The organism is Methylocystis sp. Uni0008 (assembly GCF_056838045.1).
In genome coordinates, this window is record NZ_CM166370.1 from 1,948,919 (window position 1) to 1,975,229 (window position 26,311).

The following is a 26,311-nucleotide window of genomic DNA, read 5'->3' on the forward strand; positions in this document are numbered from 1 at the left end:
CGTTAGCCTCGCTTTTTCCGCCAGTTGTTACAAGTATAGTCTAGCAGCGCCGCCGCGTCAAGCGCCTTAAAATACACTATAATTTGCAACGCCAAAGCAGTTGTAGAGCTTGCATGCGCCAAAATTAGCTTAAAATAGATGTCTGTCGTTACGATAATACCTGTTTGCCACATTTCAGCGCGCGATACTGCTTCTTAGCAAGGGCGCTTCGTCTTAATGTGTCGCGCGCCAGGTTTGAAACGCTTTGGCATGCCGCGAACGGGCGTCTGCTTGTAGAGGCTTCCGCTTATCGCTTTCGTGGCCTTAAATTCGGTCGTTGTTCCTCGGCGCCCGTTCCGTAAATCCCGTCACTCGCGCATGACCACTGTCCCGATCCGCTATGTCGAACCCGTCTTTCGCCCGCCGAGCGAAGAGAACTTGATCGGCCGGCTAATTTGGAAGGCGTACGCCCCATCGACCCACGGGATGCTGGCGGCCCTACGCGCTGACCGAATGGCCAGCCGCCCGCATCACGGCAATCTGGTCTCTTTCATCATCAAGCAGATGCGAATAGCCTGGCATGGTGTGAGTGCCGGTCGTAAACTCCCCAAATGTGCCGATTGAAAAATCCCCAGTTTTCGTGACGCCCGGCCTTCCAGGGCATGCCCTGGAAGGCCGGGCGGCGCCGACTCGCCGATGCTGCTCCCCTTGGCGGAAGGGAGGGCTCGGTGATCAAACTCGGGGAAATTGTCATGATCCTGGAATTACATCGTCAGGGCGTCTCTGTGTCCGCGATCGCGCGCCAGCTCGGAATCGACCGGAAGACCGTCCGCAAGCACATCGCCGCGGGGCTGACGGCGCCCAGCTACAAGGCGCGGCCGCCGCGCGAACGCGCGATCGCAACTTTCGAGGCCTATCTGCGGGAGCGCCTCGTCGCCTATCCGGCGCTGAGCGGCCGCCGGCTATGGCGAGAGATCAAGGATCGCGGATATGCCGGCGGCTACACTGCGGTCACCGACTTCCTGCGCGAACTTCGGCCGCCGCGCTCGAAAGGCTTCGAGGTGCGCTTCGAGACGCCGCCTGGCGAACAGGCTCAGGTCGACTTCGCCCGCTTCGATGTCGAGTTCCTCGACGAGCTCGGCGTCAAGCGGATCGTCTGGCTCTTTTCCATGGTCCTGGGGCATTCCCGCTTCATCTGGGCGCGCTTCGTCCTGCACCAGGATATGCAAAGCGTCCTACGCTGCCATATGGCCGCCTTCGAGGCGCTCGGCGGCGTCCCGCGCGAGATCCTCTACGATCGCATGAAGACGGCCGTTATCGGGGAAGACCCGGATGGCCTCGTTGTCTACAATCGCGCGCTACTGGATCTGGCGCGCCATTACGGCTTTCAGCCGCGCGCCTGCAAACCCTACCGCGCCAAAACGAAGGGCAAGGTTGAGCGGCCCTTCCGCTACATCCGGGAAGACTTTTTCCTCGGCGGCGCCTTCCGCAATCTTGATGACCTGAACGCCCAGCTCCGAATCTGGCTCGATACGATCGCCAATCCGAGGGTCCACGCCACGACCAGGCGCGTCGTCGATGAGGCTTTCGCCGAAGAGAAGGCGTCGCTCAAGCCGGTGCCGTCGACGCCCTATCAGGCGGTGCTTCGGCTCGAGCGGCGCGCGTCGCATGAAGGCATGGTCAGCGTCGGCGGCAATCTCTACAGCGTCCCGGACACGACCCGGCGACGCGTCCTTGATGTCCATGTCTTCGCCGACGCCATCCGCATCTTCGAGGACGGCGAATTGATCGCCGCCCATGCGCCGCTCGAAGGCCGCGGCGAAAAACGTCTCGATCCGGCGCATCGCAGAATGCCGTTGCAAGCGTATCGTCGCCGGCCGCCCGACGCATTGCCGTCCCTCATGCTGCGCGCCGGCGATCACGCCGCGAGACGCCCGCTGGCCTTCTATGACGCGGTGGGGCGCCGGCTGGCGATGCAGGGAGGCTCACGATGAATGCAACGCCCTCCGCCGTCATCGACCGCGTCAAACGCAATCTCGTCGGCCTGAGAATGCCGCGCGCCCTCGAAATCCTCGACATCACCCTGCGCGGCATCGAGCGTGGCGAGACTACGGCGCTCGACGCGCTCGACATTCTGCTCACCGAAGAACTGACGCTACGCGAGAACCGCCGCGTCCGGATGGCGCTCCAGATGGCGCGCCTGTCCGCCGTCAAGACGCTCGCCGGCTTCGACTTCGCCTTCCAGCCGTCGCTCGACAAGAGCCGCGTCATGGCGCTCGCCGAATTGCAGTTCATCGATCGCGCCGAAGCGGTTCATCTCATCGGACCGCCCGGCACAGGCAAAACCCATCTCAGCCTGGCGCTCGGCGTCGAGGCGGTTAAAGCCGGCCGCAGCGTCTACTTCGCCTGCCTCGCCGACATCATCACAACATTGGCCAAGGCCGAACGCGAAGGGGCGCTGCGGGAGAAGATCCGTTACTTCTGCCGCTTCTCGCTGCTGATCGTCGACGAGATCGGCTATCTGCCGGTTACGCCCGGCGGCGGCAATCTGTTCTTCCAGCTCGTCAACGCCCGCTATGAAAGGGGCGCCATGATCCTCACCTCGAACCGCGGCTTCGCGGAATGGGGCGAGATCTTTGGCGATCCAGTCGTCGCCACGGCGCTCCTCGACCGTCTCCTGCATCACGCCGTCGTCTTCCAGATCGAAGGCTCGAGCTATCGCCTGCGCGAGCACGCCGACCTCTTGCCCGAACATGTTCGGACGAAAGCCAGCATCCAACCCGCGCCAATCCCGCCGACCCTGCGTCGTCGCGGACGCCCGCCAAAAAACGGAGGCGCCGATCAAGACCTCGGCTGATCGCCACGCCCGCCAACTGGGGAATTTTACTCCGGCGCTTCTGGGGAAATTAACATCGGCATTTACAGGCATGGCAACACTCCCGAAGGTCTTGGTTCGCCTGCCTGCCTCAAGGAGACGTTCCGTCGCCCGAGGGGGCCGGGCTGTCGAAGTCGGCGACGTCCCGCCGTTTCGTCGCGCTGTCGGCTTCGCGCATGAAGGCGTGGATGGAAAGCAGGCTCGATGATCTCGATCTGCTGGCGATCCAGATCGACGGCATTCACATGGACGAGGACCTGATCCTCGTCGCGGCGATCCGCGTCGACGCGAACCGCGACAAACACCCGCTCGGCCTCGTCGAGGGCGCGACGGAAAACGCGACGACCGTGAAGGCGCTCATCGACAATCTCGTCGAGCGTGGGCTCGATCCCAGCGCGCCGCGGATCTTCATCATCGACGGCTCGAAAGCACTGTCCAACCGGCGGACCTTCGGACGCGATGCGGCGATCCAGCGTTGCCAGATTCACAAGGCGCGCCGGTGAAGCGCGTCTTGCGGCAAGCCTGGGAACTGGACGACGCCGACAAAGCCGAAAAGCTCATTCGTAATCTCGCGCGCCGTCTCGAACGCGATTGGAAGGGCGTTTCAGCTTCGATCTTGGAAGGTCTCGACAACAGCAATTACCCACCCCCTTTTTTAGGGTGCCGATCGAGGGCGCGGCTCCTGGTTTGCGCGTCCTCCTTGCCACGGACTCCGATCTCTGAATCCATGCGCGCATGGATCGCACTGATTTGCAGCGCCTGAGCAAGGACGAGTTGATTGAGCTGGTGATCCAGCTTCAACGACCGGATAAGACGTCGCGCAATTCGTCGAAGCCTCCCTCGACTGACAAGAAAGAGAAACGCGAGAACTCCCGTCCTGGCGGGGCGAAGCTTGGACATGAGCCGCACAATCGTCGGCTGGCCGACAATCCCGATGAGTTCCGCGACCACAGACCAACTCGTTGCGACCTATGCGGCGGGTCTGTGTCGCCGAACGCCGACATGGAATTGATTGGCGAATATGATGAGATCGAGATCCCGCCGGTCAAGCCTTATGTCGTCCGCCACCGACGCTTAGCCTGCCGCTGCGCGCATTGCGGCGCGGGCGTACCATTACGCGCCCACCTCTTCATCTTTTGGAACGAGCATCCAGGTTCGACGTAGTGGTAATTCAGCGCGAAGCTGTTCCGGCAGTCGGTCGTAGACCTCGAAAAGCGCCGCGAGTATCTCGGTCCGTCCCCAAAGACGGATGCGGAAGAAAAGCTCGTTACGACGCTGCTCAACGGTCCGCTTAAACCCACCCCAGCAAACGAGCAAACCCTGATCGGCACTGGTGTCGTGAACTGCGCCAATCAGCGCCTGAAGCGTCGGTTGGTCCGCAACGAAGTCACCAGACTTGACCTGAACGACAAGCCGGGGCGGTTCGAAACCAAGGCCTCCGCGACCCGCGGTAATGTCAACACTTTGGTCGGGACCCGGGGGTGAGATGTTTACAACATGCCCTTGCGCTTTCAGGATTTCGCCAACCAGTCGCGTGAAGTCGTGGCCAGCGAAGGCACTAGCAATGCGCCGCTCGATTTGGTCGCGTGCGATCTCCTCAAGATCGACCTCCACGTCTTCGCCACTCGGGGTGTCAGTTGATGCGAGCGGGCGTGGGGTTACCGAAACACGGCTCTCCCATCCGGGATCGCGACCCGTCTTGAGGATCGCAGCAACACGTTGAAGCGCATCATTACGGCTAATCTCGCATACAGTCATGAAGGCGCCAAAGCTGTAAAGAAGGTCTTGCCGGAAATCATCCCGCGACAAGTCCGGTTTGAGCCAGCGGACAGGGCGCATGGGGTATCCTTCCGCCGTCATTTTACACGGTCCGGCGATCTCACCGATTGCGATTTTCCCCGAGGTTTTTAAAGGGACAACAGCGAGGTCTTCGGTCTGGATCGTGTTGCTAAACTGATTGAGCTGTGCAGCGAAATTGAGCTGCGTCTTGTGTTTCTCGTCAGGCATCGCCTGCTCGACAAGCTTCAGGACGGCCTCACGATCCTTGGCTGTTATAAGGTCCCCAACACGAAAACCGAGGACAAGCTCACCTGTATCAAGAGCATGTGCTTCTTGTTCACCGTGCTTACCAAGCCGCACGAGCCAGAGACGCTTCATGCTCGGGCCTCCCATAGTGGCATCAGTTCTTCGCCCCGATCCAACTTGTGGTCAATGTCGCCGCGCTTGTGCCATGCCTCTACGTAAATTTGGCCGGTTACGGCGGCGGTAATACGAGCGACACGCAACTCCTCAAGCAGGGAATTTGATTCCACAGTCTTCTCTTTTAACCGTCTTTCAAAAACGACTGCCCACTCCACGGCAGCCTGTAGTGATTTATCCGGAATTCGAATTTCCTCTTCCCCAACACACCATGTGTTGAGCGGCCGGTTCGCGTCGTCAGCCATCATGCTCTCTCCATAGCTTTGGGGTTCAATGAAACGTAATCTGGCCACAGCATTTCTTGAATTTCTTTCCTGAGCCACAGGGGCAATGGTCATTGCGACCAACTTTTTGGGAAGAGGGGCGCGCATGCGGAGCACGGCTAGTCGCGGCATCCTGTCGAAATATGTCGTACAGATGTTTTACCCCCGCGATCATCGCCACGAGCAGCTGTTGCCGCTTTTCCACTGATAGCGGTTCCTTATAGGGTCGAAGCGACGGATCCTCGGCGTTCTCGTAAGCAAGCGCCCAGATTGGAACGAATGGACCGCTCCGCTCCTCATCATGGATGATTTCCTGCCAGGCGTCATAGCGAAAACGCGTGCCTTCGAGAAAGCCCTTCGCCCACTCGTTTCCGTGTGCAACGCCTTCCACATCTTCAAGCAGATATGGCATATAAACATCGTCTTCGTGAAACGCGCGATTGATCTGATTCCAATAGCGCATCAAGAGGCCATAAAATCCTTCAGCCTCTTCAACAGATTCGAAGACAAGGTCGTCATCCTCGGTCTTTCCGGAGAGAATGAAGGGGACGAATTCGCTGGGCCGAACGAGCTCAGGGCAAATGACGAGGGCTGTCAGAAAGCCGTCGAGCGCCTCCAGATTTGGAACCCTGCCGCCAATAACGCGCGAGAGAATCGCGGCAAGCGCATCATAATCCTGATCGGATAGCTCTCGATTGAGATCCACCTGGGGCATTTTTCCTCACTAAACGACCGTGTCTGAGCTCAGGGGAAAGCCTCAGATCATTGCCGCGGTGACGCCGGGGGATTAGAACAGCCTACGGCCCAGGTAAAACGTCACCCGGCGCCAGAGCTAGGCTGTGATTTTTCCGAGCTCTGCGAGGATAGCAAAAGGTTTACCTGAGCCAACCCCGAAATAAGAGAACCGCCATGGGACAAAGCCGCGAAAAATTTCTCGTTGCGCTTCGGGCCTATGCAAGGAAAAGCGTCATCAAGGCGACTGGTTGACGGTCTTTGCTGCGGCAAAGGAAACAAGGAAATGGTTTCGCCATCCAAGATGGCTCTCAGCGTGCGGCCGAGAACGGCAATGAATTTCGTAGCGATTGATTTCGAAACCGCAAATTATCTACCCAACAGCGCCTGCGCCCTTGGCGTCGTGAAAGTGGTTGACGGCATGATCGTCGATAAAGCGGTGCATTTGATCAAGCCGCCGACGAAAGAATTTGTCTTCACCTATATCCATGGCCTGACTTGGCAGGACGTGGCCAAGGAAGCCGATTTTGGAGAGATTTGGTCAAAGGTCGAATCGCTTCTTTGCGGGGCCACATTTCTCGCTGCGCACAATGCCGCCTTCGACAAAAAGGTCCTGCAAGCGTGTTGCGCAACCTATGGGATTCCTATGCCATCACAGCCATTTCAGTGCACCGTACAAGTTGCTCGACGGACATGGGGCATTTATCCGACGAAGCTTTCGAACGTCTGTGAGAGACTTGAGATTGAGCTCAATCACCATGAAGCCTTATCCGACGCGATGGCTTGCGCGAGGATCATGATCGCCGCGAGTCGTTGCGAGGACAGACAGATTTCGGCGGCAAGAACGACTGGCAAGGCATTCGCCAGGACATGAGGGGGCGGCAAAGTATGGGCCTGCTCAAAGCCTCGACCAACAATATGCCCCGTCTGCGTTGGCTGGTCGCGGACCTCAATAGCTATTTTGCGTCCTGTGAGCAGCAGGAAAACCCGGACCTGCGGGGTAAGCCAATAGCAGTCGCTCCCCTTCTATCGAATACGACCTGCGCGATCGCCGCCAGTTACGAGGCGAAGGCGTATGGCGTGAAGACCGGAACCAATATCGGCGAAGCCAGGAAGATGTGCCCGGAGTTGATCGTGGTCCAATCCCGGCCGAAACTCTATGTCGAATATCACCACCGAATTTTGGACGCGATTGAGAGCTGCATTCCCATCGAGCACGTCATGTCTATCGACGAAGTCGCTTGCGTATTGGATCGAAGCCAACAGACGCCAGAAGCGGCGATGCGACTGCGGGGCGCGGCGATCGTCGAAAACGACATGCATCTGGGCCTGCGCGAACCCAACGTCTGGTTCAGGGCGCGGCTGAAGGTGGAAGATCCGTGGCTTGACATCACTGGCGTGACCCTGCCGGGCGCACCGACCGTCGTCGCCGGCAGCAATGGCCGTGTGGCATGGGGATTCACAAACAGCATGGTGGACACAAGCGATGTCGTTGTTCTCGAACCGGCGGGTGGAGACACAAATCGCTATCGAACGCAGGACGGCCCTAAGGAGCTGGATCGCATCGAAGAGCTGCTGTGCGCCACCTGCGCCAATAGCGAAAGCTTGATGGTTGAGGAAAGCGTTTGGGGGCCCGTGATTGGGTCGGATTCCAAGGGGCGCAAGCTCGCCTATCGCTGGGTCGCCCATGATCCGATCGCCATCAATCTTCAAGGCTCTCTTGAATTAGAGCGCGCACGAAGCGCGCGCGAAGCGCTCGACATCGCGCATCGGATGGGCATACCGCATCAAAATATCGTGGTGGGCGACGCCGACGGAAACGTCGGCTGGACAGTGACGAGCGCCATACCGCGCCGCTTCGGACATGACGGACGCACGCCTGCATCATGGGCGGGTGGCGATAAGGGTTGGAATGGCTTTCTTACGCCGCAGGAAACGCCAACTCTTTTCAATCCCGAAAACCGGCGGATTTGGACCGCCAATGCGCGCGTTGTCGGAGGAGAGGATCGTGTCCCTGCGCGTGGTGTAACTGATCGCAGTCATCACGCTTGCCGGTCTGGGCCGGGTTGATCAGGCGGCCACGGCAGGCAGCCCGACGATGGGATCATCGCTCAAGGGCGCGATTGTTTCCAGCGTCATGTAGCGGCTGCGCTGGACGGCCCATTCGTCATTCTGTTCCAGCAGGATCGCGCCGACGAGGCGGGTGATGGCGGCTTCGTTGGGGAAGATGCCGACGACCTCGGTGCGTCGCTTGATCTCGCCGTTCAGCCGTTCGATCGGGTTCGTGCTGTGCAGCTTGGCACGATGGGCGGCGGGGAAGCTCATATAGGCGAGCACGTGCGCCTCGGCGTCGTCCATGAAGGCCGCAAGTTTCGGCAGCTTTGGCCGCAACTGGTCGGCGACCTTGCGCCATTGGCCTTTCGCAGACTCGGCGTCTTCCTGTGCGAAGGCGGTGGCGATGAAGGCGGAGACGACGCGCCGGCCGCTCTTGCCGGCATGAGCGAGCGCATTGCGCATGAAGTGGACGCGACAGCGCTGCCAGGTCGATTGCAGAACCTTGGCGACCGCGGCCTTCAGCCCTTCATGCGCGTCGGAGACGACAAGCTGGACGCCTCCAAAAACCTCTGGCCAAATCGGCGTTGAGTTGATTCACTTGGTCATGTCGCAAGGGGATCGCGGCCATGGCGAAGGGAACGCCCGGATTTTTTGATGTCGACGAACGGCTGGCTGAGCTGTCGGCGAAGGGCGACGATCTGGAGCGCGTGAAGGCGCTTGTCGATTTCGAGATGTTCCGGGCGGCGCTGGAGGCGGCAGTCCCGCGGGCCGACCGCTCCAAGGGCGGGCGTCCGCCATTTGATCATGTATTCATGTTCAAGGTGCTGATCCTGCAAGCAATGCATTCTCTGTCGGACGAGCGCTGCGAATATCTGATCAAGGACCGCCTGTCGTTCATGCGCTTTCTCGGATTGGGTTTGGCCGACGCGGTTCCCGACGCCAATACGATCTGGACGTTCCGCGAGGCGCTGAAGAAGGCAAATGCGGCCGACCGCTTGTTCGAGCAGTTCGACGCAGCGCTGCGCGAGGCCGGCTTTCTCGCGATGTCGGGCCAGATCGTCGACGCCACGATTGTCGCCGCGCCCAAGCAGCGCAATACGAACGGCGAGAAGCAGGCGATCAAGGACGGCCGCATTCCAGAGGGCTGGAAGGACAAGCCGGCGAAGCTCGCACAGAAAGATCGCGATGCGCGTTGGACGGTCAAATATACGAAAGCCAAAGTGCGGGAGGAGGACGGCTCTGTTCCGCCGGTCGATCTCGCCATCCCCGCATTCGGATACAAGAACCATGTGTCGATCGACCGGGCGCATGGGCTGATCCGCAAATGGACGGCGACGCACGCTGCCGCGCATGACGGCGCGCGGCTGGAGGATGTGCTCGACAAAACCAACACGGCGAGCGAGGTCTATGCGGACACGGCGTATCGCTCGGCGAAGAATGAAGCGATGCTGTCGCGGCGCGGCTTCGTCTCGCGCATTCATCGCAAGAAGCCCAAGGGCAAGCCGATGCCGGAGCGAACGCGCATCGCCAATGCGCAGAAGTCGAAAGTGCGCAGCGCCGTCGAACATGTGTTCGCGCATCAGAAAGGGCTGATGGGCCTGTTCGTGCGAACAATCGGCCTGGCGCGGGCGCGGCTCAAGATCGGGCTCGCCAATCTCGCCTACAACATGCGCCGCTTCGTCTGGCTGCGCGAGAGAGGGGCGCCTGCGTAGCAAAATTAGCGGCAAAGACGGCGCCGCTCACCGGGCGACGCCGCTTTCGAAGCCCATGAACCGATTCTCCCCGGAAGGATGGCCTCGAGCCGCCTCACGCCCAACACCCAGTCACGAAAAGCCAGGTTATTGGAGGTGCCCAGCTTGACGCCGCGCAGTCCCCGGCGACGCAGCTTGCGCAGGAACTCGGTCCAGAAGGTCTCGGCCTCCGAGAGGCCGATATCCATGCCGAGCACTTCGCGCCTGCCGTCGGCGTTGACGCCCACCGCGATGATCGTCGCCAGCGAGACGACGCGGCCGTTCTGGCGCGCTTTCACATAGGTCGCGTCGATCCAGAGGTATGGCCAGTCGCCTTCGATCGGCCGCTCGAGGAAGGCCGTCACCCGCTCGTCAATCTCCTCGCACAGCCGGCTCACCTGACTCTTGGAGACGCCGCTCATGCCCATGGCCTTGACGAGATCGTCGACCGAGCGCGTCGAAACGCCCTGGATGTAGGCTTCCTGAATGACGGCGGTCAGCGCCTTCTCGGCCATCCGGCGCGGCTCCAGAAAGCCGGGAAAGTAACTGCCCTTGCGCAGTTTGGGGATACGCAGTTCCACGGCGCCGGCGCGCGTCTCCCAGGTCCGCTCACGATAGCCGTTGCGCTGGGTGAGGCGCTCGGCGCTCTTTTCGCCATAGGCGGCCCCGGTCAGCGCGCCGATCTCGATCTCCATCAGCCGCTCGGCGGCGAAGCCGATCATCTCGCGCAAAATATCCGCGTCGGGCGCCTTTTCCACAAGCGCGCGCAGGTTCATCATCTCATCGGTCATCGGCGGTTCCTCGGTTGCGTTAGAGTCTCGCAACCCGATCCTACCGGCGAATCGTCGATGACCACCGCAAGCCGCTCGCTCGCTACGGCGCTATGAAAAGCGCGCGTCGCGAACGGCTTGCTCCCACCCAGCTACACCATCACTGGGGACACGACCGAGGAGAGGCGCTGCAAAAGCTCGGGTTCGGTGGATATGCGCATGGCGCCCGCACAAAGCAGATCAGAGACGGTCTTTTCGCGAAGCCGCGCTTCGAGGAGCGGGACCTCCTCGCGATTGCGCTCGACGATCGCGGATTGGTTTTAGAGCGTTGGCGGGACCTCATGCTGCAGTCGTTGCGCAGTCGGATGGATCAGTCTCGCTATGCTGGTCTCGTTTTCCAGGTCGAAAATTGGGGCGGCCGCGCGACACCCGATTCCATCGGCTATCGCCTCGTGCGCAGCTTCCGGCATCAATTGATCGCGTCGATCTACGACAGCTACACGGCGGCGACGCCAGTCATCGCAACGCCGCAGGCGGGATCTCATGCGCGCCGCTTTGCGACGCCTCAAGCCGACGAACCGTCCTGGCGACTAATCAGCGAACGGCCTGGACACCTCGTCCCGCCTGGTTTCGCCACCTGGGACGAAGTCATTGATGCGGCTCTCGCCAAACTGCTCTTGGAGATCGAGAGCGAGGCCGGTGGCAAACTGCAAGCATTCACCTGGGGGGCGTTCAGCCACACTGCGATCAAGCATGCTTTGGCCTCGGCCGTCCCCGCGCTCGGACTCTTGCTCGACCCGCCTGACGAGCCTTTGGCGGGCGACATCTATCAGCCCCGCGTTTCTGGTCCGGGCTTTGGCGCTGCGGAGCGCTTCGTCGTGGCGCCGGGACACGAGGACAAAGGCGTTTTTCACATGCCGACCGGCCAGAGTGGGCACCCGCTGTCGCCATACTATAATTTCGGACATGACGACTGGGTGAATGGCCGCCCGACTCCCTTCTTACCTGGCGAGAAGAAATGGCTGCTCAGGTTTTGGCCAGGCTGAAGGCCATGTAGTGGGCCAAACGAAGAGTCGTTTCAACATCCGAAAGTCCCTTCAAAACCGCCGACTTCTTCCCTAAGGAATTACGTTGGTCGGGGTCGTAGATGCCTGGCAGATCCAATCCATTTTCGGCGGAGGAGTGGACTTTTTGCTTGCGGAAATTTTGGCGAGAACAAGGGACTCGGCATTCTTCATAGCCTCAAAGCTGATCTGGCCAATCATCGAGCCGGAAACATGGATCGTTTTTGGTCTGGCGCTCACTTGGTTCGCACTTTCTCGAGGACGCCATAGGTCGGCCCGGATCACTGTTATGCTGACCTTCGCTTTTACGGTCGTGATGGCGGTTTTCCCACTGGGTGAGCTTCTGCTTCGGCCCCTGGAAGGGCGCTTCACGCCCAATCCGCAGCTTTTTCTTGTCGAAGGGATCATCGTGCTCGGCGGCGCGGAAGACGCGCGTAAGTCAGCTCTCTGGGGTCAGCCGCTGCTGAACGAAGCCGGAGAGCGCTATATGGCGGCGCTCGCACTAGCAAGACGCTTTCCGCATGCGCGCGTTCTTTTCACTGGCGGTAGCGGCGGCCTGCGCGACCTTGGCAAGGCTGACCAATCAGAAGCTAAAATCGCCGAACAATTATTCGAAGAGCAAGGTCTTGACCCCAAACGTCTCATTCTTGAGCGCGCATCGCGCAATACTGCGGAAAACGCCAAATTGAGCTTTGAGTTGGTCAGCCCAAGCCCCTATGAGAACTGGGTTTTGGTGACCAGCGCATTTCACATGCCTCGAGCGCTGCGGAGTTTCAAGCTTGCCGGTTGGCGGCACATTATTCCATTCCCCGTAGATTTTCGTTCCGGCCGGTTTACTGACGACATCGGGTGAGATTTGGGACGCAACCTCGAGTTGTTGAATGTTGCGGTGAAGGAGTATGTCGGATTGTTGGTTTACCGACTCACCGGGCGCTGACGCACGCACAATGCTAGACTGATCAAACCGGCGTCTAATGACTGAGAAGCCGCGTAGCGAGACCGCGCCTAAAAACTCAATTTTTTTTCCTCTCCGCGACGCCTCTTTTGTAAGCGATGTCCTGACCTCACTTTGGCTACGCGCCGCGAAGCGGACGTTTAGCTTCGCGCTCGTTCCGGCCAAAACGCATTGGTAACCCCAATGATCGTCGTCCGCATTGAATCCGCGCGCGGCACTGCGGAGCTTTGGCTCACCGCACAAAGAGCCGCTCAGCCAGCTCTTGGATCGCTCTTGAGTCGAGGCCCTTTCCGCTCCCGTCCTCCGTGACAATCAGCCGGGCTGCGGCTTATGGCGCGAAGCGGACAACGCTTTCGCCAGTTGAACACAACGACCTGTCAGCAAGATAGGTTGGCCTGCTGGAGAAGCTTCATAGCGCTTCAAACTGCTTGCTCGAGATTGCCGGCGCTCTGGAGGCCGACATCGGCGAACCGATTATGACACCGAGCCCGTCTAAGTTCGTAAAATTTTGAAGGAATTTGGACGCGCCCGATTGACCCAAGGCGCAGATAGAGCAAATATTGTCACGTTGAACAACATCAATTTCACTTGGCGTAGGCCTCGTCGTCATCGGCGGGGCCTTTTCTATCGGCGATATCTCCGAAAGTCGGGTTGATGCGGCGCGTCGACCAAACAAGCTAAGCCGGCTGTCCTACATTGGCGGCTTAGCGCTTGCGATACCGTCGGGGCGCAGTTCGGCTGCCAGAAAGTTCTCAAAGCCGCCATCATCCTGACTCATCGAACGTGAGAGCATTGTCTCACGCGATTCGAATTTAGGAGCGCGACAATGAACGGCGATCGATCAAGCGAGCCTCGATACAACATCGTCATCTGGAAAAAGGACAAACAAGTCGGAACACTGCGAGACCACGGTGCGAGTCAGGCATGGAGTTCCTTCGGCGGAGCCGTCGCGCGCTATAGAGGTTTAGCCGACAGCCACCGCGTGGAACTTTACGACGGGCCGAACTTGATTGAGGCTTGGACTTCCGAAGAGGGGCACAAGGCACTTTCCGCCTAAAAATCGCGGGTCTCAAAAATCTCGGCAATCAGCGTAGGATCGTCATCGCCGACATCGGGTCTGTTGACGCGCGGCTCGCGCCCGGACATGACGCCGAGCGCCGGAATTCGCTCCCAACGCCATACGCCCCGACCGTGGATGTAACGGCGGGGCGTTTTTGTTGTTTGGATTATTTCTTAGCCGCTTCGAGATGGGTCAACGCCTCTTCGGCGTGTCCGGTCGCGGCTTTGGCGTCCTTTTTCTTGCCTTCCGTAATTGACGCCTTCAGATGCGTAATTCCTTCCTTGGTGTGCTCATTCTTCTTCGCTTTGTCCGCCGCTTCAGCGTGTTTGAGCGCGGCTTCGGCATGCGTCACCAACACATCTGCATGACCTTGTTTGCCGTGGTCGATCGCTTCCTTGGTATGGCTGATCGCCTCGGCCAAATGATCCTCTGCGAGTGCGACACGGGGCGCGATGATGAATGCTGCAACGCCCAAACCCAACGCGAGTGCGAAAATTCTCCGGTTCATCAAAATGTCCTCCTGTAAGCGTTCCTCGCTGGAACGGGGAGAGATATTCCACGACATTTGATGACTGGCGCATGAATTGGATGAGCCTGTCGTCTAGATCGGGCGACGAGAGATGTATGCCCCTCTCGTCGCCCTAGCCGCGCCAGGGTGCGGCCCGGGCGCAGATGGCGGACAGAGATAGCGCGCGGGAGCAATCGCACAAGCCCCCCGGGTGGTTGCTTCGATGGCTTCACGCGCCTACACTTGGCGTGCGTTGGGCCATCCGGGTCGGCGCTTTTAGGCTTAACTTCCAGCCCGGCCGGCGACGACCGGGCTTTTTCATGCGGAATGCAGCTTGCGGTCCCGGGCGCTTGCCCCTATCTCACAAGCATGCGCCGGCACCGCGTGTGCCGGCAATTCCTTGGTTCCTCAGCCCGGTCAGAAATGGCCGGGCTTTTCGTGCGGGAGAGGTGCACGTGAAACGCCCCGACCAGGGATGGATCGGCTGGCGTTTTCCGCTCCTCAAAGTGCGCCTCCTAATACTTCGCAAGGCGCTCTATCGCGTCGACAAATGCCTCGGGCGCAGTCCTTACGCGCCTGATAACACGCGTCGGCAACTCTCCAAGGACGCGAACCGCAGCCGATGCAGCGAAGATTCTAAAGCTGGAAACAATGCGTTGCATGGGCGACTCCGTTGACGCTGCGCCCCTTGGGCGCTACCAGCCCGGAACAATCGTTCTGCAACTTCATGAAAAATTCACGTGCTGGAGACCTCCGACAAAGCCCGCGCTATCGTCTGCGCCACTGCTCGCGTCGACGCCAGAGAGCCGATTGACGAGCCCGCGTCGGCTCGGATCTTCCTCGAAATAGACATAGGCGAGCGCCGCCGTTCTCATCTTCGACAACGAAGGATTCGGCGGCCTTGCGGATCCGCAGCGGCGGGGCGGAGGGCGGGGGTGGCATCGCTTCCGCGGCTCCAGAAACTCGCCTAATATCGTTCATGGGCTGGCGCGGGCAGGATAACCGGGATCGTGACGCTGAACGTGAGTGGCGTAAATTGCCGCTTCGCGAGCGCTACGATTGGCCGAGCGTCGCGCTCTTCGTGGTTTTTGTGATCACCTTCGCCTATGCGCTCTGGCGCAGCGGATAAGCGGTGTGTGCGCCGGCCCCTATTTGCTGGTTCGGAAAATACTTGGGACCGAGGTTCTGAACCTTTAGGCAGCGGTCCTGTGCGGCGCCCGAACCGAGAAAACGGGAAGGCCGTCGACGCCTCTGCCAGCTGAGCGCGCTGCCTCGCGTGGTGCGCGGGTCGGGCGACGAGAGTTGGATGCCTCTCGTCACCCTAGCCGCGCCAGGGTGCGGGCCCAGCGCAGATGGCGACGCGATGATAGCGCGCGGGAGCGATCGAGCCGGCCTGCCGGGCCCGCGCTTGCGTCCGGCCGCAAAGCGTGTAGCCGCGATCGCCGACGGGCAGCGAAGTATCGCCGCATGCTCGGATTTCCCCTCGACCACGCTTCGGGCGTCGCCGTCGCGAACGCCCGACCGTGGATGTAACGGCGGGGCGTTTTTGTTGCGGGCTTGGCTACTTCTGCTGCTTCCAGATGCGTCAACGCCTTAACTGAGGCTTATTGAGCACTCTCTTCTCTCACCTTGTCGCGGCTGCCCCTTCCTGCCAATAGGGCCGAGCAGCATAATGCTGGTGCACGCGCGTCTCCCACTCGCGATCCAACCAACTTTCTTCGGTGTAGTCTGGCGCGCTCTCAACCAAGTCCTGAGTGACATCCGTGAAGTAGCCACGACAGTCTCTGTCGTATTTCAGCGATGTCCAGGGCAATGGATGATGACCGGGATGCAGGCACATGAAGCCACAAAATTCGACGACCGCATAAAGAACTCGGCCCGATTCCATATCAATCATGAAATGGTCGATCTTGCCGATTTCCTTGCCACTCTTGTCGTAAACGGCCGCGCCATCGATGTGCTGGCTCGATATCAGGTTGATTTTCGGATTTGAGGTTGCAGTCGCCATTGCGCTCTCCTCTGCGTAGGACGCCGCCCGTCGCCTTCCAGCAACACTCCCTCTCACGCTCTTTGAGATGGATCGGACGCGTCGCACCAGGCAAAAGCCAGCGGCGCCATTCACACCGTAAACGCAGGACCCTGTGCAATGTTCCTGGACCGCCGCCTTCGAACGGCGGAGAGCACGATGCTCGCAAAGATGTGCGTAAGAGACCGTTGCCTCGGCACTAGAGCTTCGCATCTTACTTCCTAAAAGGGTCAGCCAGGGAGGCGACGATGTTCAAAAAGATTCTTGTCGCGATCGATCTCACTGAATCTGAGATGACCAAGCAGGCGATCGACAAAGCAGCGGCGCTCGCCAGCGCTTTCAATAGCGAACTCAGGCTGGTCAACGTGCAGACGCTTATTCCCATCGCCTTCCTCGACTACGTCAAAGCGTCAAAGGAAATTTCGACAAGGATATCCGGCAAGGCCTTGAGAAGGAGATCGCGGTCCTAGCGGCTAGCATCGATCTCCCGACCGGCCGAATCTCGACCGTTGTGCTGTTCGGTCCCGTCTATCAAAAGGTTCTGGCGGAGGCTGAGGAGTGGGGCGCCGAAGTCGTCGTCGTAGGCTCTCACCGGCCAGGAATGGATCGGTTTCTCATTGGCTCCAACGCCGGCGCCATCGTTCACCACGCAAAATGCTCAGTGCTCGTCGTGCGGCAGTAGCGACTTCGTCTCGACCGGCTCAGCCGGCCCATGTCGCCCGGTCAGCAATGGCCGGGCTTTTTCGTGTGTCGCACGCGAAGAGCCCGCGCGGCTTCGGCAGGCAGCGGGCAAGGACCTGACTCCTGGCGATTGAAAGGAGTCCGCTAGATATATGTCGCACGCTCAATGGCAAGCGAGCCAGGCGGTCCGCGTCGCCAATCCTAACCGGAAACGCCCAGAGCGCCTTAGCGTCATGAGTGGCGCATCAAAAGGGGGAAACCATGCTTAAGGTCACACTCGCTACTATGGCGGCGGTCCTGGCGCTCGGCGGCCCAACTTTGGCCGGGAGTGAAACATGGCTCGTGACGGAGGAAAACTTGGGGGGAGTCAGAGGTTCACAGGGGAATTGGACCGTTAACATCGAAGGAAACCAGCTCAGCGGCGCCGCGGCGATGCAGGCGAACAACGGCAGTGAATTAACCTATAAGTTCGAAGGCTCGATCGCAGATGGCGTTTATACGGTCACAATGAACGATCGGTCCGACGGGAAAAAGGGCTGCGTGTGGAGCGGCCATGCGCCCGCCGGCACAGGAACTCAGAAAAAGGGCCTGCTGGGTTATGCTGAATGCCAAGGCGCGAAGCTAATCATTCGCGCTTCCTTGCCTGGTCAATGAACGCGGGGGCACGCTCCGACTGTCCTGTCTTCGCGGCTGTGTCGGCGGTGAAGCGATCCGAGCATGTCGCCAAGTTGGCGACTTGATCGGAACTGCGGAACGCGCGTTTTTGGGAACCGCGATTGGGGCCGATGCCGTCTTGCGAAGCACGTCGTTCGCTCGGCGACGCGTCGGCGTCTTCGCTTGTGTGGCCGAGACCAATCGAAGCGTCGATTAGGAAGCCTCAGCGCTGAAGCTGAAGCAACAGCATCATACCGCCCAAAATTTCGGCGAAGACGACGGATGCGATCAAGGCATTCGCGATGGGCGCTCGTATCATGCGCGAATTTTGCACAAGCCCAGCGAAATTCAATTAGGCACGTCGTCGCACGAGCGGCCTGAAAAAAGGCCCGCGACCATGACGCCGCGGGCAAGTCAGACAGAACATGCCTGCCGATCAACAGGGCGTCGGCTACATATGCGTTAATCCCTCAATGGCAAGCGGGGCGGGCCGGCGGCCGAATTGACCGCGCTCGCACGATGCCGCGGCCAATTCGGCATTAGATGCACGTCGCGCGACCCGCGCCGAGCAACCGAAGGCGTATGTCACAATTTCTCGGCGACTGTCTCGGCGCTGGCGCCGAACGTCAATGGAGGTTGCTGCGGAGACGACGACGGTTCAGACCGCGGGAGCCTCGCCGTCTTCCTTTTCACCCTCTTGCGCATGGTCCGTCGATGACACGCCGTCAGCGATCGCCGGCGAGACGGGCGCCGGCCGCACAAAACCGGCCCGAGGAAACGGCGCGCGCTTTGGCGGCGAACGCACGATCTCGATCACCTGAAAGGCGGCGGCGCATTTGGGGCAGACAATTGGCACGCGATTGAGATCGTAAAAGAGAGCCGCGCAAGACTGGTAACGGCGCTTCTCGCCGAGTTCGGCTTTGGCCATGAGGATCTATCCCTTCGAGGTTCGAGCCCGACAGACTGTCGGTGCGGCGATGTGTATTGCGCGTCGGCGAGGGATCGGATTTCGACCACCCCGCGACGGCATGTTCGCCGTTCCGCCTATCAGCAACCTGGCGTTAGCAATGGAAGCGGAAGCCCCGTCATTTACGATTTGAGCGTCCCTGGCCAGAATAAAGGCAGAAGACCGCGGCAAGAAGGTTACAAAGGTCGCCACGACAGCCAATTAGCTCTGGAGCGTGCCCAAGCAAGCGCGGCAGGCCCAGAACTAACTACTCTGGAACGAGATGAGCATGTCAGGACGGACACTAAGTAGAATTACGAACTTGGCGAGCAGCTTCACGTAAGCAGAAAATGAACTCTGCTCAGACGCATTCCGTTTGGAAATTTCAACAGGGGAGCCGGTCTGGCTTCGATCCATTGGGGCATTGTGATTTGGATGGTGATTGATGGACCCCGTTTCGGCGATCAATGCTCTAAGCGCGCTTTGACTCGCTCCGACCTTGCAAACGCAATTCATCAAAAAGTCGGAACGTCGCAAGCTGAGTCCGCGAAATACGTGGACATGGTGCTCGACGAGATTTCCGACCGCCTAGTAGCGCGCGATGATGTCAAGCTCTCTTCGTTTTACGCATTCTCGGTGCGTGCGAAAAAGGAGAGGCCCGGACGCAATCCGAAAACAGGCGTGAACGCCACGGTTTCAGCAAGGCTAGTCGTCGTTTTCAAGTCGTCTAAGATACTGCAGGCAAGAATCAACGGCGTCATGGCGGCGGAGCAACTCGCCAAAGAGCGCATCGAGGACGAGGACTCACGCGGCGCGCGTCAATCCGAGATCGCCGCTACCAAGAGCGCGGCTAGCATGCGCGGGGCAATCGAAGCCGACCGCGCCGACCGCAGGCACAAGCTGATTTAAGCGCGCCTCTTCACTCTATGGACGCGCTCCCGAAATGTGGACGCGTCCAGGCGAGCGCTGAGCGAATATGACGTGAAGCCCCGCGCGACCTAATTTAAAGCTATCGTCACGTCCACAGCGCTAAGCTCGTCATCTAGTCGTGGCGTTCGCTTCGCCGGCTGTTTCTCTTGCAGGGTAAGCTCGATCAGCGACGCGCTTCTCTCCAGCCAAATGCGTCACCACGCCGAGCGCAACGAACACAATCCAGAAAAGCAGGGGAATGATTGAGGCCGCATCAAATTTGGCCATGTTCGCCATACCTTTCGTCGACGCTAATAGAGCACTCGCGCCTACCAACGGCCCCGTTGAACGCGATGCCGTCAGCGGCCGTTCTGGTAGCGCCAATATGGACGGCCATCCGGTGAAACTCGACTGTCCCAGTGCCATCACGACACCTCCCGGCATCACTATGGCGGTAGATGCACGTCTGGCCGAAGGCCGTTCCGGGAAGAATTAAGACCACGGCCAGGAACGCGGCCATCGAAAGCTTGTGCACCATCTCAGGGATCCGCAGCGGCAGAGCGTAGGGCGGGGGTGTCATCGCTTCCTCGGCTAACGCAATGGTTTCGCTTAATTTCTTCTGGCTTTGGTTCTTGTTTCCAACCTGAACCCGCCCCATGTGTTGGTCCTCGCCCGCCGCAGCAAAAAAGGCGCAGAGCGCCGATTGCGGTGCGGCCGATCAGCATCGAGGAGGTTCTGATATGGCGATTGCAGTGCATAGCGGGGCGGAACTCGGCAAGATCATCATGTGGGTGGTCGCTTTCGCCGCGTTTGTGGTCGTCGCGCTCACCTGGGTCCCGGATTGGGTAGCGCCGCAAGGCGAGCAAGGCGCACCGGAAGTCGGCCGCACGGTGAAGATGATCAAGTAGGAAATCCGACAGTTAGAAACAAAAGGCGCCGTTGATATACGGCGCCTTTTGTTTTCAAAGTGCCCCATCTATTGAGAGGCGCCCCGAACTCATGAGCGTCTTCTCAAACCGAAAAATGTTTTGACAGCGCTTTTATCAACACCCCCAGCCGCCATAGGGATAGCCCCACCCCCACCCACCATAGGGATAGCCCCAGCCGTCGCTATTACCGCCGAGGCTACGGTTATCGCTACGATCCAGCCGGGGCGATGTTCGCCGCTGCAGCGCTCGGGATAATGGGCGCGGGCATCGCCGCCGCCACGGCAAAGCTGAATCGCGTCGAGCCCTACGCATGGATGAAGGCGACTCTCGAGGCCATCGCCAACGGTCATCCGCAATCGCGCATCGACGAGCTGATGCCCTGGGCCTTCAAATCCGCACCGCCGGCGCCGACGACCTGATCACCTAACCCAACACCCACCAATCGTTTTCAAAGCTTTGCGCCAAAGCTATGCAATGCCTTGTCGCAAAAGATTGCAAGCCCTTCCACCGCTTCAAAGTATGCCTCCGCGGGGGGCCGCCTGGCGTTGATTGCGGTTTTTGAGATAGCTGCGTGACGGGTGGCGCGACGATCGTGTCCACTACTGTTACAAGCGGACACTATCGCCGATGTCGCGCAACGATGCCGATTCGCCGGCTCTCCGGCGCAGGCGCCGGTCCTGGTCTCTCGATGAGAAGCGCCGGATCGTCGACGAGAGCCTCGAGGATGGAGCTTCGATCGCCGAGGTTGCGCGACGGCACGACCTCAACACGAACCAGCTCTTCACCTGGCGTCGGCAGTTTGGCGTCGAGCTGGCCACGCCGCAGGAACGCGCACCGATCCTGCCCGTAACGATCACGCCGGACGCGACGTCGGAATATTCCGCTCCAGGGTCGACCGGCCAGATGGAGATCGTGCTCGCCGAGGGGGATCGGATCATTGTGTGGGCCGATGTCGAGACAGCCGCGCTGTCGCGGGTCGTGAAGGCGCTGCGCCGATGATCCCGCTGCCGGCGGGCTGCCGGGTCTGGATCGCGACGGGCCACACGGACATGCGCCGCGGCATGCAGGGCTTGGCGCTTCAGGTTCAGGAGCAGCTGAAGCGCGATCCGCATGCTGGCGATCTCTATATCTTCCGAGGACGCCGTGGCGATCTCGCCAAAATCCTCTGGCACGACGGGATCGGCCTGTCGCTCTACGCCAAGCGTCTCGACCGGGGAAAGTTCATCTGGCCTGCGGCGAGCGCGGGCGCGGTGTCGATCTCGGCCGGGCAGATGGCCTATATGCTGGAAGGGATCGACTGGCGAAATCCGCAACTCACCTTCAGGCCGCAAAGCGCGGGGTGAGGCGCAAAAAGCTGGGGTGACTGCATTTTGGGGCGCCACAAATCACGCGTTTTGTGATTCACTTCGCTTCATGGATGCTGCGGCCAAAGCCCTTTTCGACGAAAACGCTGCGCTGAAAGCGGAGCTGGCCGTGGCGCGGGCGAAAGCGTCGGAAGACATGGCGCTGATTGCCGCGCAGAGGCTTCAGATTGCAAAGTTGCAGCGCCAGATTCACGGGCAGAAGTCGGAGCGCTCGGCAAGGCTGCTCGATCAGTTGTCGCTCGAACTCGAAGAACTGGAAGCAAACGCGACGGAAGACGAACTGGCCGCGGAGCACGCTGTCGCTAGAACGACCACCGTCGCGGGGTTCACGCGCAAGCGGCCGGAGCGCAACACATTCCCCGAGCATTTGCCACGCGAGCGCGTGGTGATTGATCCACCGACCGCGTGCGCATGCTGTGGGGGCGCGCGTTTGCGCAAGCTCGGCGAGGATGTGACGCGGACGCTGGAGACGACCCCGCGTCAATGGAAAGTGATCGAGACTGTGCGGGAGAAGTTCTCGTGCCGGGACTGCGAGAAGATCACGCAGACGCCGGCGCCGTTCCATCCGGTGCCGCGGGCGTGGGCGGGGCCGAGCCTGCTGGCGATGATCGTGTTCGAGAAGTTCGGACAGCACCAGCCGCTGAACCGCCAGGCGGAGCGCTATGCGCTGGAGGGCGCGCCGATCGCGCTGTCGACAATGGCCGACGCGGTTGGCGCCGTCTGCGTGGCGCTCGATCCCCTCCGTCGCCTCATCGAGGCCCATGTAATGGCCGCCGAACGGTTGCACGGGGACGACACCACAGTGCCGGTGCTGGCGAAGGGCAAGACCGACACCGGGCGTTGCTGGGTTTATGTTCGCGATGACAGACCGTTCGGCGGCGCCGGGCCGCCGGCCGCGATCTTCTACTACTCGCGCGATCGGAAGGGCGAACATCCGCAAACCCATCTGGCGGGCTATGCCGGCATCCTGCAGGCCGACGCCTATGACGGCTACAACAAGCTTTATCTGGCGGACCGCAAACCGGGTCCGATCCAGGAGGCGGCCTGTTGGGTTCACGCACGCCGACCGTTCTTCGCCATGGCTGATCTCGAGGAGAATGCGCGTCGCAAGGCTTCCGGCAAGAAGGAGATACCGCTCTCGCCGATCGCGATCGAGGTTGTTCGTCGCATCGACGCGCTGTTTGCGATCGAGCGGGCGATCAACGGCAGGAGCCCTCAGGAGCGCGTTGCGGTTCGACATGCCTCGAGCCGCCCTCTTGTCGACGCACTCGAGACCTATATGCGCGAACAGCTTGCCCGGCTCTCGCGCGGGCATGATCTGGCCAAGGCGATCAACTACTTGCTGAAGCGCTGGGCGGCCTTCACGCTGTTCCTCGACGATGGGCGCGTCTGCATGTCCAACAATGCCGCCGAGCGCGGATTGCGCGGCATCGCTTTGGGAAGAAAGTCGTGGTTGTTCTGCGGATCGGATCGCGGCGGACAGCGCGCCGCGGCCATGTACGGCCTCATCGTGACGGCTAAGATGAATGGCGTTGATCCGCAGGCATGGCTCGCCGATGTCCTCGCGCGCATCGCCGCCCATCCCGCGCACCGGCTTGATGAACTGCTTCCGTGGAACTGGCGCCCGCCGGCTCAGCGGGCATCAGCGCTGGCGGCCTGAGCATGCACGTCAACAAGGTCGATCACGTCACGACCGTCGAGCGCGTCGCCGCACGTCTCGGTGAGAGCGTCGACTTCATCCACGACGTCGCTCTCGAAATGGATGCCGAGGACGGCGTCATCTGGGTCTACGGCATCGGAGACGACGGCGTTCTCGCATTCACCGACTTCGGCATCGAAACTCTCGTCGAACTCATCGAAATCCACAAGGACTTGAAATCGAGCGCGGACGCCTGACGCAGCGCGAGATCAGCCCCTGCGGCCCACGCCGGATGCATACGCTTCAAATGACATGGGAGAGGAACGGCGCTTACCGTTTTTTTGACTCCGTGGCGGCAATATCGAGCGCTCCCTTGAGAAAGCTGAGCCGCGCCGCGCGTGCGGGCGTCTGGTTTGGCTCGCCAGGACGTAATCCTTTGAGCGCATTGGTTGCGTGCGATCCCCACCGGCTGCGCGTGCTTGACGCGTCGACGCCAGAATGGTCCCTTCGTCAAAAAAAGCCGCTCGCTTTACTGATTTGTCGCGCAGCTGATCAGAACGGACATGGATTTGGCTCGGTCGGCGAGGTCAGCTGGCTGGAGATGCTGCAACGTCGAGCTCGCCGTTGAATACTGCACGCCGTTGGCTTCCAAAAAATTAAGCAGCACCGATGCCTTGATCGCAAAGTTCACATTTTGAGCGACATCATTCGTCGCCTGAGCGATTTCAATTACGTTAAGCTTAGCAACGACTACGCCCACCACATTACCCTGTTGGTCGAGCACCGGACCGCCACTGTTGCCGGGCTGTATAGGAGCGGTGATCTGAAGATATTTGGCGTCATTGCGAAGTCCCGCTAACGCGGACACGTTTCCGGTCGTAAAATTGCCGCCCGTCGCAAGGATGCCGGTGAGGGGATAACCGAATGCCGAGACGCTTTCCCCGAGCCGAACTCCGGCCCGAAGTGAAGCAAACATGCTCGGCTTGGAGTCGGTTTTTATCAGAGCCAAGTCATCTGCTATGTTTCGCGTTGTCACGGCAGCAATTACCGGTTTTGAAAGCGCGCCGCTGACCTGAACGGCGTTGCATCCCTCGACAACGTGCGCATTGGTGATCACGAAACCATTCTGCGAGACAAAGAAACCGGTCCCAGTAGATACACCCGCCCGTGAGTTAGGCTTTCCACCGTCGTCTGGCATCTCCCTGGGTTGCGGCGCGGGTGGAATAGCGACAGTGTTCAACTGCATCAGAGAAGGGTCCATAGCAAAGAAACGAAGTTTGCCCTTGCCCCGCTGATCGAAACTTCCGACCCACACAAAGCCTTTGCCGCCTGCAACCCGATACACGGGCAGCTGCATCCGTGCGGAGTTGCGGAAGTCTCCAATCAAATCGACGAGAACGCCAGCGTGAACAGAGCCACCTTGGGCAAGCACGTTCAGATCGGGCCGATTTAAGGGCTGCAGGTCGATATCGTTCCAGGCGGCGAGAAGCGCCATCAAGCCGCCCGGTCCGTCCGTCATTTTCTTCATTTGCGGCGCAGACCCGAACCGCGTCGAGAGCCGAGTGAGCTCGTTTTCAATCTCTTGAATTGTGAAATGTGCGGGCTGGATGAACTGGTTGATGTAAGCGACGAACCCCTCGGCCGAATGCACAATAGTCGTCGTCACGCTGACCTTTTCGCCATTGATGTGCTTTCTCTGATTTCGCACGCACCACGTGAACCCGGGGTAGTCCTCGCTGGGTCTGCATTTATACGATCTATATGCACGTGACGCGGGGTTGACCGAGCCTCCGACGGCCAACCCGTCAACAGAGAACCTCTGGTCAGGAGAAACCGTAATCCCGTATTGTTGAGCATCAGTTGGGCTTGAGGCGATTGCGAGGCAACTCAGCAATAACCCCGTTAAAAGTAATTTTGCCATGCTCCAACTCTCAAACCTGATTCTTGGCACTATGCTGAGCTGATGGCTTACGCCTGCGCTCTGGGCTTTTAGTGTGATCGCCCGTGTTACGCGTCAAAGATCCATTTGTGCGGCGCAATTGGGGGCGCTGTAAATGGGTGCGAACGCATGACACGTTCTATCGCGGCGAAGTCGTCTACCACGGATCGATTTGACCAGTTCGCATCACACTCCCAGTAAACCGGTCGTTACTGTTCTCCGCATACATACAATAAACCGCGACAAAGGCACAGCGATTTCAATGGTCGGGTTGGGACAGATGAGCCGATCATTCGGCTCATTCTCGACGGCACGGTTGTGCGTGAGCGGCTCGATAAGAAGGCCACGTCGATCTCGCTGCTCGTTGCGTTGGGCGTGCGGGACGACGGCCCAAAGATGCTGCTGGCGACCAAGAACATGGGCGGCGAGAGCGAAACCGCTTGACGAGGTCGTCGACGGCGCGCCCGGTCTGGAAAAGGCGCTGGCGGCGTTGTGGTCCAATGTTCCGGTCCAGCGCTGCACGCTGCATAAGCACCGCAATCTGCTCGCCCATGCGCCCGAATGGCTGCATGAGGAAATTTCGAATGACTACGAGGATATGATTTATGCCGCGACGAAACAGGATGTCGAAACGAAACGAAAGGCGTTCATTCGCAAATGGCGCTTGAAATGCCGCCCCATCGCTGCGCTTGCGTCGAGACAAATCACTTCAAGCCGCTAGATTGCGGAGTTCGTGCACGAGCCATGGCGTCATCGCGCCGGTCTCGACGCCGATGCGGGCGTCATCCCCTGCATGTCCGCGCACCATAGCGGCGATCTGTTCCGGAACTGTGGGGCACTGGCCCCGCCAAAGTCTGCGGCCGGCATTGTGGAAAATTGGTCATATGAACCTCAGATGGTGCGAATCACCGGGCGACGCCACCCGGATCGCGGCACTATCGGATGATCAGGCGCCGACCGCGATTATCGGATGTCCACACATGCCCCCGAACTTTCATCCAGTGGCGACTAGTGTTCCGGTGTTTGATACGCCC

General features: G+C 59.9%; 27 protein-coding genes and 5 pseudogenes. 21 read left to right on the plus strand and 11 right to left on the minus strand.

Translation table 11 applies throughout. From position 1 onward, the window contains the following. Positions 1-707: 707 nt before the first annotated feature. The 4 genes and pseudogenes from istA (at position 708) to AC0X69_RS09695 (ending at position 4,018) form a co-directional block, all read left to right on the plus strand. Positions 708-1,973, plus strand: coding sequence for an IS21 family transposase (istA, locus tag AC0X69_RS09680; protein WP_482609828.1), 1,266 nt, complete (start codon positions 708-710; stop codon positions 1,971-1,973). Continuing rightward, positions 1,970-2,836 carry an IS21-like element helper ATPase IstB gene (istB, locus tag AC0X69_RS09685; protein WP_482607322.1) on the plus strand — a complete coding sequence of 289 codons (867 nt, stop codon included), beginning with the start codon at positions 1,970-1,972 and terminating at the stop codon, positions 2,834-2,836. The genes istA and istB overlap by 4 nt, the downstream gene beginning before the upstream one ends. Positions 2,837-2,940: 104 nt before the next feature. Continuing rightward, a pseudogene (locus tag AC0X69_RS09690) lies at positions 2,941-3,485 on the plus strand (transposase); the annotation flags it as partial. Between the two features lie 104 nt (positions 3,486-3,589). Beyond that, positions 3,590-4,018, plus strand: coding sequence for an IS66 family transposase zinc-finger binding domain-containing protein (locus AC0X69_RS09695; RefSeq protein ID WP_482613234.1), 429 nt, complete (start codon positions 3,590-3,592; stop codon positions 4,016-4,018). On the opposite strand, the gene AC0X69_RS09700 is transcribed toward AC0X69_RS09695, so the two are convergent. Genes AC0X69_RS09700 through AC0X69_RS09710 form a run of 3 tightly spaced genes read right to left on the minus strand, consistent with a single transcriptional unit; the run spans position 3,968 to position 6,031 of the window. Further along, the gene (locus AC0X69_RS09700) at positions 3,968-5,011 is read right to left on the minus strand and encodes a restriction endonuclease (protein ID WP_482613235.1); all 1,044 of its coding nucleotides are present in this window, start codon (positions 5,009-5,011) and stop codon (positions 3,968-3,970) included. The genes AC0X69_RS09695 and AC0X69_RS09700 overlap by 51 nt on opposite strands. Further along, positions 5,008-5,301, minus strand: a complete 294-nt coding sequence (locus tag AC0X69_RS09705) for a hypothetical protein (protein WP_482613236.1) — start codon at positions 5,299-5,301, stop codon at positions 5,008-5,010. The genes AC0X69_RS09700 and AC0X69_RS09705 overlap by 4 nt, the downstream gene beginning before the upstream one ends. Positions 5,302-5,323: 22 nt before the next feature. After that, on the minus strand, positions 5,324-6,031 hold the full coding sequence (locus AC0X69_RS09710) for a UPF0149 family protein (protein WP_482613237.1): 708 nt from the start codon (positions 6,029-6,031) through the stop codon (positions 5,324-5,326). A gap of 303 nt (positions 6,032-6,334) precedes the next feature. On the opposite strand from AC0X69_RS09710, the gene AC0X69_RS09715 reads away from it, so the two are divergent. Both AC0X69_RS09715 and AC0X69_RS09720 read left to right on the plus strand, forming a co-directional pair. Then, positions 6,335-6,922 (plus strand): 3'-5' exonuclease, encoded by a 588-nt coding sequence (locus AC0X69_RS09715; protein ID WP_482613238.1) that lies wholly within the window; start codon positions 6,335-6,337, stop codon positions 6,920-6,922. A gap of 14 nt (positions 6,923-6,936) precedes the next feature. Then, complete coding sequence (locus AC0X69_RS09720) at positions 6,937-8,118, plus strand: penicillin acylase family protein (RefSeq protein ID WP_482613239.1); 1,182 nt, start codon at positions 6,937-6,939, stop codon at positions 8,116-8,118. Here the strand turns inward: AC0X69_RS09720 and AC0X69_RS09725 are convergent. Then, positions 8,119-8,661: pseudogene (locus tag AC0X69_RS09725) on the minus strand (transposase); the annotation flags it as partial. Between the two features lie 68 nt (positions 8,662-8,729). Between AC0X69_RS09725 and AC0X69_RS09730 the strand changes: the two are divergent. Further along, positions 8,730-9,815 carry a transposase gene (locus AC0X69_RS09730; RefSeq protein ID WP_482608161.1) on the plus strand — a complete coding sequence of 362 codons (1,086 nt, stop codon included), beginning with the start codon at positions 8,730-8,732 and terminating at the stop codon, positions 9,813-9,815. A gap of 128 nt (positions 9,816-9,943) precedes the next feature. Here AC0X69_RS09730 and AC0X69_RS09735 read toward each other — a convergent pair. Then, positions 9,944-10,624 (minus strand): annotated as a pseudogene (locus AC0X69_RS09735) (IS256 family transposase); the annotation flags it as partial. Between the two features lie 92 nt (positions 10,625-10,716). On the opposite strand from AC0X69_RS09735, the gene AC0X69_RS09740 reads away from it, so the two are divergent. The 3 genes from AC0X69_RS09740 (at position 10,717) to AC0X69_RS09750 (ending at position 13,679) form a co-directional block, all read left to right on the plus strand. Then, positions 10,717-11,649, plus strand: a complete 933-nt coding sequence (locus tag AC0X69_RS09740; RefSeq protein WP_482613240.1) for a penicillin acylase family protein — start codon at positions 10,717-10,719, stop codon at positions 11,647-11,649. Between the two features lie 85 nt (positions 11,650-11,734). Then, on the plus strand, positions 11,735-12,520 hold the full coding sequence (locus AC0X69_RS09745) for a YdcF family protein (RefSeq protein ID WP_482613241.1): 786 nt from the start codon (positions 11,735-11,737) through the stop codon (positions 12,518-12,520). A gap of 928 nt (positions 12,521-13,448) precedes the next feature. Next, positions 13,449-13,679, plus strand: a complete 231-nt coding sequence (locus AC0X69_RS09750; RefSeq protein WP_482613242.1) for a hypothetical protein — start codon at positions 13,449-13,451, stop codon at positions 13,677-13,679. Positions 13,680-13,848: 169 nt separating this feature from the next. Here AC0X69_RS09750 and smbP read toward each other — a convergent pair whose 3' ends face one another. The 3 genes from smbP to AC0X69_RS09765 form a co-directional block, all read right to left on the minus strand. Further along, entirely contained in the window at positions 13,849-14,247 is a 399-nt protein-coding gene (smbP, locus tag AC0X69_RS09755) for a small metal-binding protein SmbP (protein ID WP_482613243.1), read from the minus strand. A gap of 668 nt (positions 14,248-14,915) precedes the next feature. Next, the gene (locus AC0X69_RS09760; protein WP_482613244.1) at positions 14,916-15,074 is read right to left on the minus strand and encodes a hypothetical protein; all 159 of its coding nucleotides are present in this window, start codon (positions 15,072-15,074) and stop codon (positions 14,916-14,918) included. A gap of 740 nt (positions 15,075-15,814) precedes the next feature. Beyond that, positions 15,815-16,198 (minus strand): PRC-barrel domain-containing protein, encoded by a 384-nt coding sequence (locus AC0X69_RS09765; protein ID WP_482613245.1) that lies wholly within the window; start codon positions 16,196-16,198, stop codon positions 15,815-15,817. A gap of 266 nt (positions 16,199-16,464) precedes the next feature. On the opposite strand from AC0X69_RS09765, the gene AC0X69_RS09770 reads away from it, so the two are divergent. From AC0X69_RS09770 to AC0X69_RS09780, 3 genes are all read left to right on the plus strand, one after another. Further along, positions 16,465-16,686: a universal stress protein gene (locus AC0X69_RS09770; RefSeq protein ID WP_482613246.1), complete on the plus strand. Its 222-nt coding sequence runs from the start codon at positions 16,465-16,467 to the stop codon at positions 16,684-16,686. Positions 16,687-16,727: 41 nt separating this feature from the next. Beyond that, positions 16,728-16,898 (plus strand): universal stress protein, encoded by a 171-nt coding sequence (locus AC0X69_RS09775; RefSeq protein ID WP_482613247.1) that lies wholly within the window; start codon positions 16,728-16,730, stop codon positions 16,896-16,898. Between the two features lie 260 nt (positions 16,899-17,158). After that, the gene (locus AC0X69_RS09780) at positions 17,159-17,551 is read left to right on the plus strand and encodes a hypothetical protein (RefSeq protein ID WP_482613248.1); all 393 of its coding nucleotides are present in this window, start codon (positions 17,159-17,161) and stop codon (positions 17,549-17,551) included. A 658-nt stretch (positions 17,552-18,209) separates the two neighbouring features. On the opposite strand, the gene AC0X69_RS09785 is transcribed toward AC0X69_RS09780, so the two are convergent. Next, positions 18,210-18,479, minus strand: a complete 270-nt coding sequence (locus AC0X69_RS09785; RefSeq protein WP_482613249.1) for an FYDLN acid domain-containing protein — start codon at positions 18,477-18,479, stop codon at positions 18,210-18,212. A 453-nt stretch (positions 18,480-18,932) separates the two neighbouring features. Here AC0X69_RS09785 and AC0X69_RS09790 point away from each other — a divergent pair, with 453 nt between their 5' ends. Beyond that, positions 18,933-19,406, plus strand: a complete 474-nt coding sequence (locus tag AC0X69_RS09790; RefSeq protein WP_482613250.1) for an HU family DNA-binding protein — start codon at positions 18,933-18,935, stop codon at positions 19,404-19,406. Between the two features lie 274 nt (positions 19,407-19,680). On the opposite strand, the gene AC0X69_RS09795 is transcribed toward AC0X69_RS09790, so the two are convergent. After that, positions 19,681-20,064, minus strand: a complete 384-nt coding sequence (locus AC0X69_RS09795) for a hypothetical protein (protein ID WP_482613251.1) — start codon at positions 20,062-20,064, stop codon at positions 19,681-19,683. Between the two features lie 82 nt (positions 20,065-20,146). Here AC0X69_RS09795 and AC0X69_RS09800 point away from each other — a divergent pair, with 82 nt between their 5' ends. From AC0X69_RS09800 to AC0X69_RS09825, 6 genes and pseudogenes are all read left to right on the plus strand, one after another. After that, positions 20,147-20,314, plus strand: coding sequence for a hypothetical protein (locus AC0X69_RS09800; protein WP_482613252.1), 168 nt, complete (start codon positions 20,147-20,149; stop codon positions 20,312-20,314). A gap of 299 nt (positions 20,315-20,613) precedes the next feature. Beyond that, positions 20,614-20,754 (plus strand): annotated as a pseudogene (locus tag AC0X69_RS09805) (transposase domain-containing protein); the annotation flags it as partial. 208 nt (positions 20,755-20,962) lie between these two features. Then, positions 20,963-21,334 (plus strand): IS66-like element accessory protein TnpA, encoded by a 372-nt coding sequence (gene tnpA, locus AC0X69_RS09810; protein ID WP_256035853.1) that lies wholly within the window; start codon positions 20,963-20,965, stop codon positions 21,332-21,334. After that, on the plus strand, positions 21,331-21,678 hold the full coding sequence (gene tnpB / locus AC0X69_RS09815; protein WP_482607326.1) for an IS66 family insertion sequence element accessory protein TnpB: 348 nt from the start codon (positions 21,331-21,333) through the stop codon (positions 21,676-21,678). Before tnpA ends, tnpB begins: the two co-directional genes overlap by 4 nt. A 70-nt stretch (positions 21,679-21,748) precedes the next feature. Next, the gene (tnpC, locus tag AC0X69_RS09820; RefSeq protein ID WP_482607327.1) at positions 21,749-23,359 is read left to right on the plus strand and encodes an IS66 family transposase; all 1,611 of its coding nucleotides are present in this window, start codon (positions 21,749-21,751) and stop codon (positions 23,357-23,359) included. 2 nt (positions 23,360-23,361) lie between these two features. Further along, positions 23,362-23,595, plus strand: coding sequence for a hypothetical protein (locus tag AC0X69_RS09825; protein ID WP_256032252.1), 234 nt, complete (start codon positions 23,362-23,364; stop codon positions 23,593-23,595). Positions 23,596-23,867: 272 nt separating this feature from the next. Here the strand turns inward: AC0X69_RS09825 and AC0X69_RS09830 are convergent, their stop codons facing one another. Continuing rightward, the gene (locus AC0X69_RS09830; protein ID WP_482613253.1) at positions 23,868-25,004 is read right to left on the minus strand and encodes a S1 family peptidase; all 1,137 of its coding nucleotides are present in this window, start codon (positions 25,002-25,004) and stop codon (positions 23,868-23,870) included. A gap of 552 nt (positions 25,005-25,556) precedes the next feature. Here AC0X69_RS09830 and AC0X69_RS09835 point away from each other — a divergent pair. Continuing rightward, positions 25,557-25,962 (plus strand): annotated as a pseudogene (locus AC0X69_RS09835) (transposase); the annotation flags it as partial. Positions 25,963-26,311 lie beyond the last annotated feature (349 nt).